Source organism: Pseudomonas sp. P1_F1_2 (assembly GCF_056405815.1).
Map to the genome: position 1 here is coordinate 1 of NZ_JBFUBK010000051.1, position 13,265 is coordinate 13,265.

The window sequence follows — 13,265 nt, forward strand, 5'->3', positions numbered from 1 at the left end:
CTGTCATTCAACATTAACGTTGACTGACTTGACGCCTTCGCGAGCAGGCTCGCCCCCACAGGTCGTTCATCGATAGCTGTTTATCGGCGACTCTGTTGCCACGCCGCCGCCAATCCGCTGCAGCAAATCACCGCGATCCCGATCACCGTAGTCAGGGTCGGTGTGTGGGCAAACAGCAGCCAGCCCAGCAGACCGGCAAACACAATCTGGCAATAACCGAACGGCGCCAGCAACGCCGGCGCAGCGTAGCGAAACGCCTGGGTCAGGAACAAGTGAGCCGTCATCCCGCACGCGCCCAACGCGACCATCATCAAGCCATGCCCTAGGCTCGGCACTTGCCAGAAGAACGGCACCAGCGCGCTCATCACCAGGGTGTTGCACAGGCCGGCGAAGAAGTTGCTGGTGGTCGGGCTGTCGATGTTGCTGAGCTTGCGGGTGAGCAATTGATAGAAGCAGAAGAACAGCGCCGAGCAGAGCGGCAGCAGCACCGCTGGCGTGAACAGATCACCGCCGGGGTGGACGATGATCAACACGCCGCTAAATCCACAAATTACCGCGATCCATTGGCCGCGGGTGACGTGTTCCTTCAGCAACGGCACCGACAGCGCGGTGACCAATACCGGCGCAAGAAAGTTGACCGCCGTGGCTTCGGCCAACGGGATGTATTGCAAACCGGTGGTGAAAAACAGACTGGTGCCCAACAGGCACAACGCCCGCATTACTTGCAGCCATGGCCGCTTGGTTCGCAGTACGCGCAATCCGGATTGCGGCAGGAAAATCCCCGCCATCAACAAGGTGTGAACCACATAGCGCGCCCAAACCACCATGACGATCGGATAGAAACCGGAGAGGTATTTGGACAGGGCGTCGTGACTGGAGAAGAGGAACGTGGCGACGACGATCAGCAAAATCCCTTTGAAGGGCTGGTTTACGCCGGAGAGCGGAGTGCTGACGGTCATGGGGGTCCCTTGTGCCTGGCGAATTACAATAATTTAGAACCTGGTTCCAGATTCCAATACAAGCATAGGCCGAAAGTGTTCGAACATCGCACGGTTTCACTGTGGGAGCGGGCTTGCTCGCGATAGCCATTCATCATTCAACATTGATGTCGACTGACACTCCGCCATCGCGAGCAAGCTCGCTCCCACAATGGATGGGTGGTGTGTTCGAATCAGCTGAACAACTCTGAAGCAAGGCTCGCCGCCGACAACTCCTCGGTATACCTCAACAACAGCGGCGCCAACTCATGCAACCGAGCACCCGGCATACGTGCGCTCGGCCCGGCGATGCTCAGCACCCCCATCACCCGCCCCTCGCTCGGATGGCGCACCACGGCAGCAATCGCCGAGGTGCCCACCGCCGAACTCTCTTCAACCCAGGCATAACCCTGCTCACGCGCCAGACGCAAGCGCTCCAGCAGTTCAATGTTGGAACGCGGCGCATTCGGCCCCAGGTCTTTGGGCCGCTCCCCGCCCTGGCGTTCTACCAGCGACAACGCCTCGGCATCGCTCATGCACGCCAGCCAGGCGTGGCCCGATGCGGTGTAGAACAACGGCGCATCGCGGCCCATGTCCGGGTCGTAACGCAGGCCGGACCGGGCACCTTGCGACTTGGCGATCCAGATCTGCCGCTCGCCTTCAATGACGCCCAGGCGCACCAGTTCACCGGTCTCCTGCGCGAGGCGATCCAGCACTGGCTGCACGATATCGGCGCCGCTGCCCGAGAGATAACGAAACCCCATCGCGATCAATTTAGTGGTCAGGTGATAGCGCAGGTTCTCTGGATTCTGTCGCACATAGCCCAACCGAATCAGCTCGGCGAGCAAGCGATGGGTCGCGCTTTTCGGGATGTCCAGTTGTTCCGCCAGGGTCTGCATCGGCAGTCCGCGCGGGTCACTGGTAAGGCTTTCCAGCACGCTGAAAACACGTTCGATCTGACTGCCGGCCATGGGAGGTTCCACACACAATTTGCCTGATTCTAGAAGATGAACCCGGTAATGCGAAATCTGGAACTCGTCGATCGCCAGGTTCATTCGATAAAAACCCGGCACCTGACGGAATTCGATGGGGAGTCCACGTTCATACAAGTCTGGAATACTGCAGGCGAACGCCGGGAATAGCCGAAACCCGGACGATCGGACTGGCGCCGCTCCCTCACACCAGCAACACTCACCCCCACGGACAATCAGAGGATTCCCACATGCTATGGAAAAAAGGCCGACGCAGCGACAACGTGGTCGATGCCCGTGGCGATGATGCCGGCGGTGGCGGTGGGGGCGGAATGCGTTTCGGTGGCGGCAGGGGCTTGAGCCTGACCGCGATCATTCTGATTGTCGGCATCGGCTGGATCACGGGCCAGGATCCGCTACAAATCCTCGGACAACTCACGGGTCAAATGAGCGAGCAATCGGCGCCAGCCACTAACCAGACCCGCAAGGCGCCACCGGCAAACGATGAGGGCGCCGAATTCGTCCGCTCGATCCTCGGTGACACCGAAGACACGTGGGGTCAGATTTTCCAGCAGGCAGGTCGGCAATATAAGGACCCGACGCTGGTGCTGTTCAGCAATCGCGTCAACTCCGCCTGCGGTCTGGCGACGTCGGCAACCGGCCCGTTCTATTGCCCGGCGGACCAGAAGGTCTACCTGGACATGGCGTTCTTCCAGGAAATGTCGCAACGCTTTTCCGCCGCCGGTGACTTCGCGCAGGCCTACGTGATTGCTCACGAAGTCGGACATCACGTTCAGACCTTGCTCGGCGTTTCAGCGAAAATTCAGGCAGCCCGTGCCCAAGGCCGGCAAATGGAAGGCGATGGCGGCTTGCTCGTGCGCCAGGAACTGCAAGCGGATTGCCTGGCCGGGGTGTGGGCCAACAACGCGCAGAAACGTCTGAACTGGCTGGAACCGGGCGACATCGAAGAAGCCTTGAACGCCGCCAACGCCATCGGCGACGACCGCTTGCAGCAGCAAGGTCAGGGTCGCGTGGTGCCGGACTCGTTTACCCATGGCACATCAGCGCAAAGGGTGCGCTGGTTCAAAACCGGATTTGCGCAAGGCCAGGTGGGCCAGTGCGATACCTTTGCGGCGAAAAATTTGTAAATGAATAAGTGGCTGTTAGCTCTACTGTTTACCTGTGCAACAACCCAGGCCGCCGAGCATGCGGTCAAGGCAGTAAGCCCCGGTCGGCTGTTGCTCAAAGAAGGCGAGATGGCGGTGGGCATCGGCCCGGCTCCGGCGAAAATCGAACGTGTGCTGATCATCCTCCATGGTCGCTTGCGCAACGCAGAAACCTATCGGCAAAGCGCCGAGCAAGCAGCAGAGTGGGCGGGCCAAAGTGCATCCACGCTGGTGATCGCCCCGCAATTTCTCAATGAAACCGACGTAGCACTGCATCCCGTGGCAGACACTGTGTTGCGCTGGCAGGGCAATGACTGGATGGCGGGCGGGATGTCCACCGCGCCCTTTGCGGTGAGTTCCTATGCGGCGCTGGATCAAATCATCGCGAGGGTCAGTGATCGCCAGCAGTTTCCGGACTTGAAAGAGATCGTCATCGCCGGACATTCCGGTGGCGCCCAGGTCGTCCAGCGTTATGCATTGCTCGCTCACGAGCAACCGGAGCTGTCGGCCGCAGGCATTAAGGTTCGCTATGTTGTCGCCAACCCTTCCTCGTACGCGTATTTCGATGAGCGTCGGCCCGTGGTGTTCAACCACGCGAACTGTCCGGGGTTCAATCGCTGGAAGTATGGTCTGACAGATTTACCCCTCTATGGCAGTGGGCAAACGTCACCGCAGATTGAAGGCAATTACGTCAAACGTGACGTGACTTATCTGCTCGGGCAGCAAGACATCGACCCGCAACAGCCTGCACTGGACAAGGGGTGTGAAGCAGAGGCCCAAGGCGCGAATCGCCTGGCTCGTGGGCACTTTTACTTTGATTATCTGCTGCGTCGCAATCCGCGCGGAGTGAACCAGCGACTGGTTGAAGTGCCAGGCGTCGGGCATAACGGGGATGAAATGTTGACTTCGCCGGAGGGGATCAAGGCGTTGTTTGGGCAGTGAGTGTAGGGGTGCCTGAGCTGACGCCATCGCGGTCAAGCCCGGCTCCCACCGTAGATTTTTAGCAGGCGCCTGCTCGCGAAGAGGCCCTCAAGCCAACAGCATCTGCCGCAACACCACACAATCCGCCGCATGCCAGTCCGTCAGTTCCGGCCACGGGTTATCCGGCAGATTCACCAACACCGTCCGTGCCCCTGCCGCTCGCCCGCAATCGAGATCAAAGCGGTAATCACCGACCATCACCATTTCGCTCGCGGGCACCTTCCAGGCCTCGGCCAGTTTCAGCAAACCACCGGGATGCGGCTTGGGCGGCGCTTCATCACGCCCCAGCACATCCTCCACCGCGAAGCAGTCGGCCAGGCCAATCGCCTCCAGCGTCACATGCGCCAACTCCCGGGCATTGCGCGTGAGAATCCCCAGGCGATAGCCGCGCCCGGCCAATTCTCGCACCAGCTCCACGGCACCCGGCGCCGGCTTCGAACCCAGCGCCAGATCACGTTCATGCTCCAGCAGCCACGCATGTTTAGCCGCCGCTTCATCGGCCGGCAGTGCGGCGAGGTGGGTCAGGATGTCGTCTTCAGCCGGGATCGCCAACGCCACGCGAATCGCCGCGAAGTCATGCACGGCCACCGTCAGGGTGCCGTCCATGTCGAACACCCAGTGACGCACTTCGGCCAGGCTCATGCCCAATCCTTGCGATGACGAATCAGGCCTTCCTGCGTGACCGAGGCCACCAGTTGTCCTGCACGGTTGAACACGCTGCCACGGTTGAAGCCACGGGAATTACCGGCCCATGGGCTGTCCATCGCATAAAGCAACCAGTCATCTGCGCGCAGGTCCTTATGGAACCACAGCGCGTGATCGAGGCTGGCGACCTGCATGTCTTTGTGCCAGACCGATTTGCCATGAGGTTGCATCGAGGTCACCAACAGACCGAAGTCCGAGGCATAGGCCAGCAAGTATTTGTGCAGCGCCGGCGAGTCGGCCAGGGCACCGTCGGCGCGAAACCAGACGTACTTGATCGGATCGGATGGCAGCGGGTTGTAAGGATCTTTTTCGGTGACCGGGCGGAATTCGATCGGTTTCGGGCACAGCAGCTTTTCGCGCATGTGCTCGGGGATCAGGTGCGCGTGCCTCTTGGTGATTTCCAGCTCCGTCGGCAGATTTTCCGGGCCGACCACTTGTGGCATTTCGGTCTGGTGCTGGAAGCCTTCTTCGTCGTACTGGAACGAGGCGCTGCAGGTGAAAATCGGATTGCCCTTCTGGATCGCCGTCACCCGGCGCGTGCTGAAACTGCCGCCATCGCGCACCCGGTCCACTTGATAAACCACGGGCAACGCGGAATCGCCCGGTCGCAGGAAATACCCGTGCATGGAATGCACATGCCGGGCTGCTTCAACCGTCTGACTGGCTGCCGACAGCGACTGACCGATCACCTGACCGCCGAACAACTGGCGAAAACCCAGGTCCTGGCTGCGGCCGCGGAACAGGTTTTCTTCGATCGGTTCCAGGGTCAGCAAGTCGACCAGATCATCCAACACTTGGCTCATTCAGACTCTCCTCACACAAAACATTGCCGCGCAGTCTTGGCTGGCACGGTCGATACACTTTCGGGACAGGCCCCATGGGCGCCATTGTAAACGTGCGCGCCGGCTTATCCATGCAAGGTTTGCAGCCATTGTTCACGGGTGATGCGGTAAAGCACATGGTGACGCAAGGGATGATCGGCCGCGAGCCTGGGATGCTCAAAGTCATCGGCTGAATCATGGTGCATGCCGATGGCCTGCATGACTTTCTCGGAGGGCGTGTTGTTTTTGGCGGTGAAGGACACGACCTCGGTCAGCGCCAACCGGTCAAACCCGCAACGCAGAGCGGTCCATGCCGCTTCACTGGCATACCCCAGGCCCCAATGTTCACGGGCCAGGCGCCAGCCGATTTCGGTCGCGGGGGTAAATGGTGCGTCGAAGCCCACCACACCCAGCCCGGTAAATCCGATGAATTGGCCAGTGTCTTTGCGTTGCAGTGCCCACAGGCCGAAACCATGCTCGGCAAAATGCCCGCGAATACGCCCGATCAGCGAGGCACTTTCCAGACGGCTCAACGGTGCCGGAAAATATCGCATCACCTGCGGATCGGCGCACATCGCCGCAAATTCCGGCAAATCCTCATCGCGCCACTGCCGCAACAGCAGTCGCGCACTTTCGAGTTGCAGTATTGGCTCCATGGTGCCCCCCTGTTTCCATGCCGCAAGTCTACATCGCTGGTAGGATCCTTCTCTCATTCCTGTATGAAATCATCATGCCGCTGCCGCTGATTTATCACGAAGACTACAGCCCCGAGTTCCCGGCGGATCACCGCTTCCCCATGGACAAGTTTCGCCTGCTGCGCGATCACCTGGTGGACAGCGGCCTGACCAAGGACGCCGATCTGTTGCGCCCGCAGCTCTGCCCCTCGGACATACTCGCCCTCGCCCATGACACTGCCTATATCGAACGCTACATGAGTGGCGAGCTGTCCCGTGAAGACCAACGTCGCCTCGGCCTGCCCTGGAGCGAAGCCCTGGCGCGACGCACGGTGCGCGCGGTAGGCGGTTCATTGCTGGCGGCGGAACAGGCGCTGGAGCACGGTCTGGCCTGTCACCTGGCGGGCGGCACGCATCACGCCCATTACGACTACCCGGCCGGGTTCTGCATTTTCAACGACCTGGCGGTGATCAGCCGTTACCTGCTGGAAAGTGGCCGAGTGAATCGGGTGCTGATCTTTGACTGCGACGTGCATCAGGGCGACGGGACTGCGCGGATCCTGCACAACACCCCGGACGCAGTGACGGTTTCCCTGCATTGCGAAAAGAATTTTCCTGCACGCAAAGCCGAAAGTGACTGGGACATCCCGCTGCCCAAAGGCATGGGCGATGCCGACTACCTGAACGTGGTCGACGATGCGCTCAACTATTTGCTGCCGCTCTATCAACCGGACCTGGTGCTGTATGACGCAGGGGTCGATGTGCATAAGGACGACGCACTGGGTTACTTGAAGCTGACGGACGAAGGCGTGGCGGCGCGAGATGAAAGCGTGATGCGCCATTGCCTGGGCCGGGATATTCCGGTGGTCGGAGTGATTGGCGGCGGTTACAGCAAGGACCGCAAAGCCCTGGCACGCCGGCACGGCATCCTGCATCACAGCGCTCAACGGGTCTGGCAGTCATCAGGTTGTCACTGAGTCGTGAGCCTTTACCCACAATGCCTGTGGAACTGCCTGTGGATAACCTGAGTGAAAGGGCCTGCAGCCCATACCAGGCATGGGCTACAACTTGATGATTGTTTTTTGAACAGCTCTTCTGAAACCATCGAAGATCAACTGTGGGAGCGGGCTTGCCCGCGATGAGGCCGGCAAATTCAAAGTCTTTGTTGACTGACACTCCGCTATCGCGGGCAAGTCGGATCGCCGCACCGCCACTCCCACAGTAATTGGGTACTGCTAGAATGCGCGGCTATTCCGCCACACTGCAGCGCTCATCATGACCCAGCCGTCGAATCCACCCTCCCCTCAAGTCGCCATCATCGGCGGTGGCCCTGCCGGCCTGATGGCGGCGGAAGTCCTGAGCCAGGCCGGGATCAAGGTCGACCTCTACGACGGCATGCCTTCAGTGGGACGAAAATTCCTGCTGGCCGGTGTCGGCGGCATGAACATCACCCACTCCGAAGCCTATCCGGCGTTTCTTTCGCGCTACGCCGAGCGCGCCCCGCAGATTGCACCGCTGCTGCGCTCCTTTGGCGCCGACGCGCTGTGCCAATGGATTCATGACCTGGGTATCGAAACCTTTGTCGGCAGTTCCGGCCGGGTGTTTCCGACCGACATGAAAGCCGCGCCGCTGTTGCGGGCCTGGCTAAAACGCCTGCGAGACGCCGGCGTAGTTATCCACACCCGCCACCGCTGGCTCGGCTGGAATACCGATGGCAGCCTGAAAGTCTCAAGCCCCGAGGGTGAAAAAAACCTGACGCCGGACGCCACGCTGCTGGCCCTCGGTGGCGGCAGTTGGTCGCGCCTGGGTTCGGACRGTGCCTGGATGCTGCCACTGGATCAGCGCGGAGTAGGATTGGCGCCATTGCAACCGAGTAATTGCGGCTTCGAGGTGCAGGCCTGGAGCGAACTGATGGTCAGTAAATTCGCCGGCGCCCCGCTGAAAAACATCGCCATCGGCCTCAATGACGACGTTCCACGGCTCGGCGAATGCGTGATCACCGCCACCGGGATTGAAGGCAGTTTGATCTACGCCCTCTCGGCACCGATTCGCGATGCCATCAACCAGCACGGCTGCGCAACTATTCATCTCGACCTGCTGCCCGGCAGGCCTGTGGATAAAGTGCAGGCGGCACTGAGCAAACCTCGCGGTTCACGCTCGATGGCCAAACACCTGCACAGTCAGCTGGGCATTGATGGGGTCAAAGCAGCGTTACTGCGTGAACAGACCCCGGCCGACTGCTTCAGCGACACGGCGCTGCTGGCCAAAGCGATCAAGGCGTTGCCACTGACGCTGGTAAAAACCCGTCCACTGGACGAAGCCATCAGCAGTGCTGGCGGTGTGTTGTTCGAGTCAATGGATGAGCGATTGATGCTCAAGCAAATGCCTGGCGTGTTCTGCGCGGGGGAGATGCTGGACTGGGAAGCGCCGACGGGCGGCTACCTGCTGACCGCGTGTTTCGCCAGCGGGCGTGCGGCGGGGATGGGGATGGTGGAGTGGTTGAAACACCGCCACGGATAATCGTTCCCACGCGGGGCGTGGTAACGCAGCCCGGGACGCTCTGCGTCCCAACAGCGGACGCAGAGCGTCCATTGAGGCATTCCCACGCGGAGCGTGGGAACGATCACCTCGCCACAGCTGTTAAGGCTTACGCTTACGCGGCCCGGTGTTGAACACCGGCACTTTACGCACAGGTTTGATCGAAGGCTCCGGCGCCGAAGCATCCCCGCTCTCAACCCACTTGCCCAGGTTGCGCTTGCCGCCACCGGAGGTCTTTGGCTTCTTTGGTTTTTTCGGCTTCTTGACGACCTGACCGCTGGCATCGGTGTCCGGCACGCGGTGTTCTGGTTCGAAGTCGTGCTCCACTTGCCGAGGCAATGTCTGACGGGTCAACGTCTCGATGGCCGACAGCAAATTCACTTCATCGGCACATACCAACGAAATGGCCTGCCCAGTGGCGCCCGCACGGCCGGTACGACCGATGCGGTGGATGTAGTCTTCGGCCACGATCGGCAGGTCGAAGTTGACCACCAGCGGCAAGTCTTCGATGTCCAGACCACGGGCCGCGACGTCCGTCGCCACCAGGATCTGTACTTCGCTGGCCTTGAAACGGTCCAGTGCGCGCTGGCGCGTTGCCTGTGGTTTGTCGCCGTGAATGCCGTCGGCATTGACGCCCAGGCCCTGAAGTTTTTCCACCAGTGCGTCCACACCGTTACGGGTCTTGGCGAACACCAGCACTTGCTTCCACTTGCCCTTGCGCAGCAAGTGAATGAACAACTCCGGCTTGCGCTTCTTGTCGACCGTCACGACCCACTGTTTCACCGTGTTGGCGGCCACGTTACGCGGGCTGACTTCGATGCTCAGCGGGTCGTTGAGCATTTGCCCGGCCAGCGTGCGGATCGCATCGGAGAACGTCGCCGAGAACAACAGCGTCTGACGCTTCTTCGGCAGCGCCTTGTAAATGTTCCCCAGCTCCTCGGAAAAGCCCAGATCGAGCATGCGATCCGCTTCGTCCAGCACCAGGGTTTGCAGCTGATTGAACTTCAGCGCGTTCTGACGGAACAGGTCGAGCAAACGGCCCGGCGTCGCCACCAGCAGATCGACGCCGCTGCGCAGTTTCATCATTTGCGGGTTGATGCTGACACCGCCGTACACCGCGTAAGTGCGCAACGGCAGATTCTCGGCGTACTGGCTCACGGCTTCGTGAACCTGTTCCGCCAGCTCACGGGTCGGCACCAGAATCAGTGCGCGCACCGAGTTCGCGGTGACTTTCGGCCCTTCCATGGCCAGCAATTGCAGAAGCGGCAGCGCAAAACCGGCGGTCTTGCCGGTGCCGGTCTGAGCGGCGGCCATCAGGTCGCGACCGGCCAGCACCGCCGGAATGGCTTGCGCCTGAACCGGCGTCGGGGTCTGGTAGCCGAGCGTCTCGAGAGAGCGCAGCAAGGGTTCGATCAGACCAAGGGTGGCGAAAGTCATGGGAGTACCGTAGGGAAATTCAGCGCGGGTTTTTCAAAACAAGTGTGCAAAACAAGATGCAATGGCGCGCAGTTTACCCTAATTCACTCGCGATTCTGTCGGCRCGGCTACAGTCGGCTGCACAGGCGTACGACGCCACTGCGGCAAACCGATCAACACCACGGCGCTGATGATCACCAGCATCGCCAGCCCTTCTTCGATCCCTATGGTCTCGCCGACAAACACGATCCCCAACAACACCGCCACCGCCGGATTGACGTAGGCATAACTGGTGGCAGCCGCCGGACGCACATGTTTCAGCAGGTACATGTAGGCGTTGAACGCGATGATCGAACCGAAGACGGTCAGGTACGCCAGCGCCGCCCAGCCTTCAATTGGCGGCATGCCCTGCAGATGCTCACCGCTGACCGCGCTGCCGATCAGCAACACCACGCCGCCCACCAGCATTTCCACGGCACTGGCCATGGCACCCTGGGGCAACGGCAAATGTTTGCTCCACACCGAGCCGAAAGCCCAGGAGGCAGCGGCAAATATCAGCAATGCCGCGCCCAACGGACTCGATTGCAGATTGGAGCCGAGGTTGAGCATGGCGATGCCGATCAGTCCGAGCACAATCCCGGCCCATTCCAGACGTGTATTACGCGCGCCCCAGAAATAGCCGCACAGCAAGGTAAACAGCGGCACCGTCGCTACCGCCAACGCCGCGACACCAGAGGCCACGCCCGTGTGCTCCGCCACGCTGACCGCGCCGTTGCCGCAGCTGAGCAGCAAGATCCCGATGATCCCCGCCGCTTTCCACTGCGCCCAGGTGGGTGCCGGCGCCCCGCGCCAGCGCAGGAAGGCGTACATCAACGACCCGGCGATCACGAAGCGGACCCCGGCGAGCAACAGCGGCGGCCAATATTCCACGCCGATGCGAATCACCAGGTACGTCGAGCCCCAAATCACGTACAAGGCGAAAAAGGCAGCGATCAACGGTAAGGGAAAGCGACGAAGGCCAGGCATGGTGCGCTCGCAGGCAAAGACAAGAGAACCGCTATTCTAGAAAGGCCAACGGCTAAAAATAAGTTACAAAACCTGTTTATAGCGCCGGTACACTTTTCAAAGAACGGTGATTATCGATATAAACCGTGCTTTCGAAAGTCAGTCACTTTTCAGGAAGACGACCATGGACAAATACGACCGCATGCTGCTCAGTGCCCTGCTGGAAAACGGTCGTGCGTCCTACGCCGACCTCGCGCGCAAGGTCAACCTGTCCGCCCCGGCCGTGGCCGAACGTGTGGCCAAGCTGGAAGCCAGCGGTGTGATCACCGGTTACCAGGCAAAAGTCGACATGGCCAAGCTCGGCTTGCCGATCCAGTGCGTCATCGAGCTGCGCTTGAACCAGCATGGCAATCAAAAGGCCTACGACGACCTGATCAAAATCCCGCAACTGACCGAATGCCACCGGGTGACCGGCGATCCGTGCGTGATCATGCAAGCGGCGGTGGGCTCGATGCCGGAGCTGGAGGAGTTAATCAACCGGATTGCCACGTTTGGCTTCAGCAAGACGTCGATTGTGTTGTCGAGTGCGATAGAGAAGCGCGTGCCGCTGGGGCACATCGAAGGCAATGGCTGTAGGAGCTGAGCTTGCTCGCGATGGCGGTTTAACAGTCAACATTGAGGGTGACTGGATCGTTCCCACGCTCTGCGTGGGAATGCAGCTCGGGACGCTCCGCGTCCCAAGAGCGGACGCAGAGCGTCCGATGAGGCGTTCCCACGCGGAGCGTGGGAACGATCAGGGACAGGGGATTTTGTGGTGGTTTCAGAACCCGCGATGGCGCTTGAGGTGTTCGTTGATCTTCGCCGCCGGCACTTTCTGCAAGCCGCACAGCAAATCATGGGACAACTCACGCAGCCCATGCCTGCGCTGCAATTCTTCCATCAAGTGCGTCGTCAGGTTCGCGGCCATCTCTGCATCAGCCATGGCCCGGTGAGCCTTGCCCGTATCGGGTAGGTTGGCAAATGTGGTGAGCGTGCCGAGCTTATGGTTCGGCGCGGCGGGCATCAGGCGCCGGGCCAGCAGCAGCGAGCAGGCAAAGTTCTGCAAACGCGTACGTTTGATCCGCCCCAGTTCGAAGTCCCAGAACTTCTGGTCGAACGCCGCATTGTGCGCGAGCAACGGAGTGCAGCCGACGAACTCGTTCACCTCGTTCATCACCTGCTCCGCCGACGGCGCGGTGCGCAGCATGGCGTTGCTGATGCCGGTCAGTTGCTCGATGAACGCCGGGACGCGCACGCCCGCATTCATCAAGCTTTGGTAACGCTCGACGATGCGCCCCTCTTCAAGGATGACCACGGCAATTTCCGTGGCCCGGCAGCTGCTGCTCGGGGAGATCCCGGTGGTTTCAAAGTCGATGACTGCGATGCGTTCCAAACCTGTTTCAACTCCGTAAAAATCAATTCTTGAGCAGCAAGGCGCCTTCGATCGGCACATAACGACTGGCGGCGCGGATCAGCGAGTTGGCGGTCAGGCCCGGTACGCCATAGGCCACCGCTTGCACCCCGTGTTTGCTGATGATGCGTTCCAGCAGCATGTCGAAATCACCGTCACCGGAGGCCAGCACCACTTCGTCGACATGATCGGCGGCGTCCATGATGTCGAGGGTGATGCCCACGTCCCAGTCGCCCTTGGCCGAGCCGTCGCTGCGCTGGATATAGGGCTTGAGCTTCACGGTGAAACCGAGATTGCGCAGGATCTGCTGAAACTGTTGCTGCTTGCTGTCACCGCGATCGATCGCGTAGGCATAGGCCTCGACGATCTCGCCCTGTTTGCTGATATCAGCCCACAACGCGGCGTAGTTGAAGTGGCAACCGTAGGCCTGACGCACGGTGTAATAGAGGTTTTGAACATCGGCGAACACTGCGATTTTTTTCACCGCGGGCTTCCTCTTGGCGCACAGGCGCGCAGGCGAGATCAGGCACCTGGCCCGAAAAGTTGCCCAGTATGCCAGCC

The 13,265-nt window shown here is 60.5% G+C and carries 14 protein-coding genes; 5 read left to right on the forward strand and 9 right to left on the reverse strand.

All coding sequences use genetic code 11. The features are described from left to right. Window positions 1-80: 80 nt before the first annotated feature. Together AC1D2P_RS16435 and AC1D2P_RS16440 are read right to left on the reverse strand one after the other, a co-directional pair. Window positions 81-959 carry a DMT family transporter gene (locus tag AC1D2P_RS16435; RefSeq protein ID WP_046028645.1) on the reverse strand — a complete coding sequence of 293 codons (879 nt, stop codon included), beginning with the start codon at window positions 957-959 and terminating at the stop codon, window positions 81-83. Between the two features lie 212 nt (window positions 960-1,171). Beyond that, complete coding sequence (locus AC1D2P_RS16440) at window positions 1,172-1,948, reverse strand: IclR family transcriptional regulator (RefSeq protein ID WP_077431228.1); 777 nt, start codon at window positions 1,946-1,948, stop codon at window positions 1,172-1,174. A 251-nt stretch (window positions 1,949-2,199) separates the two neighbouring features. Here AC1D2P_RS16440 and ypfJ point away from each other — a divergent pair, with 251 nt between their 5' ends. Then, on the forward strand, window positions 2,200-3,096 hold the full coding sequence (gene ypfJ, locus AC1D2P_RS16445; RefSeq protein WP_477757944.1) for a KPN_02809 family neutral zinc metallopeptidase: 897 nt from the start codon (window positions 2,200-2,202) through the stop codon (window positions 3,094-3,096). Then, on the forward strand, window positions 3,097-4,056 hold the full coding sequence (locus AC1D2P_RS16450) for an alpha/beta hydrolase (RefSeq protein WP_477757945.1): 960 nt from the start codon (window positions 3,097-3,099) through the stop codon (window positions 4,054-4,056). Between the two features lie 87 nt (window positions 4,057-4,143). Here the strand turns inward: AC1D2P_RS16450 and AC1D2P_RS16455 are convergent, their stop codons facing one another. The 3 genes from AC1D2P_RS16455 to AC1D2P_RS16465 all read right to left on the reverse strand — a co-directional run bounded on the left by AC1D2P_RS16455 (window position 4,144) and on the right by AC1D2P_RS16465 (window position 6,277). Beyond that, entirely contained in the window at window positions 4,144-4,737 is a 594-nt protein-coding gene (locus AC1D2P_RS16455; protein WP_223522712.1) for an HAD family hydrolase, read from the reverse strand. Beyond that, the gene (gene tesB / locus AC1D2P_RS16460) at window positions 4,734-5,603 is read right to left on the reverse strand and encodes an acyl-CoA thioesterase II (RefSeq protein WP_477757946.1); all 870 of its coding nucleotides are present in this window, start codon (window positions 5,601-5,603) and stop codon (window positions 4,734-4,736) included. Before tesB ends, AC1D2P_RS16455 begins: the two co-directional genes overlap by 4 nt. 104 nt (window positions 5,604-5,707) lie before the next feature. Further along, window positions 5,708-6,277 carry a GNAT family N-acetyltransferase gene (locus AC1D2P_RS16465; protein WP_046028662.1) on the reverse strand — a complete coding sequence of 190 codons (570 nt, stop codon included), beginning with the start codon at window positions 6,275-6,277 and terminating at the stop codon, window positions 5,708-5,710. A 74-nt stretch (window positions 6,278-6,351) separates the two neighbouring features. Between AC1D2P_RS16465 and AC1D2P_RS16470 the strand changes: the two genes are divergently transcribed. Both AC1D2P_RS16470 and AC1D2P_RS16475 read left to right on the forward strand, forming a co-directional pair. Then, window positions 6,352-7,272 carry a histone deacetylase family protein gene (locus AC1D2P_RS16470; protein WP_109786324.1) on the forward strand — a complete coding sequence of 307 codons (921 nt, stop codon included), beginning with the start codon at window positions 6,352-6,354 and terminating at the stop codon, window positions 7,270-7,272. Between the two features lie 298 nt (window positions 7,273-7,570). Next, window positions 7,571-8,815 carry a TIGR03862 family flavoprotein gene (locus AC1D2P_RS16475; protein ID WP_477811506.1) on the forward strand — a complete coding sequence of 415 codons (1,245 nt, stop codon included), beginning with the start codon at window positions 7,571-7,573 and terminating at the stop codon, window positions 8,813-8,815. A gap of 120 nt (window positions 8,816-8,935) precedes the next feature. Here AC1D2P_RS16475 and AC1D2P_RS16480 read toward each other — a convergent pair whose 3' ends face one another. Further along, window positions 8,936-10,270 (reverse strand): RNA helicase RhlE1, encoded by a 1,335-nt coding sequence (locus tag AC1D2P_RS16480; RefSeq protein WP_109786327.1) that lies wholly within the window; start codon window positions 10,268-10,270, stop codon window positions 8,936-8,938. A gap of 78 nt (window positions 10,271-10,348) precedes the next feature. Beyond that, entirely contained in the window at window positions 10,349-11,275 is a 927-nt protein-coding gene (gene yedA / locus AC1D2P_RS16485; RefSeq protein ID WP_477811507.1) for a drug/metabolite exporter YedA, read from the reverse strand. Between the two features lie 163 nt (window positions 11,276-11,438). Here yedA and AC1D2P_RS16490 point away from each other — a divergent pair, with 163 nt between their 5' ends. Then, entirely contained in the window at window positions 11,439-11,897 is a 459-nt protein-coding gene (locus AC1D2P_RS16490; protein WP_109786329.1) for an Lrp/AsnC family transcriptional regulator, read from the forward strand. Window positions 11,898-12,074: 177 nt separating this feature from the next. Here AC1D2P_RS16490 and AC1D2P_RS16495 read toward each other — a convergent pair whose 3' ends face one another. Together AC1D2P_RS16495 and AC1D2P_RS16500 are read right to left on the reverse strand one after the other, a co-directional pair. Continuing rightward, on the reverse strand, window positions 12,075-12,686 hold the full coding sequence (locus tag AC1D2P_RS16495) for a 3'-5' exonuclease (protein ID WP_046028672.1): 612 nt from the start codon (window positions 12,684-12,686) through the stop codon (window positions 12,075-12,077). A 22-nt stretch (window positions 12,687-12,708) separates the two neighbouring features. Then, window positions 12,709-13,188, reverse strand: coding sequence for a LabA-like NYN domain-containing protein (locus tag AC1D2P_RS16500; RefSeq protein WP_007946629.1), 480 nt, complete (start codon window positions 13,186-13,188; stop codon window positions 12,709-12,711). Window positions 13,189-13,265 lie beyond the last annotated feature (77 nt).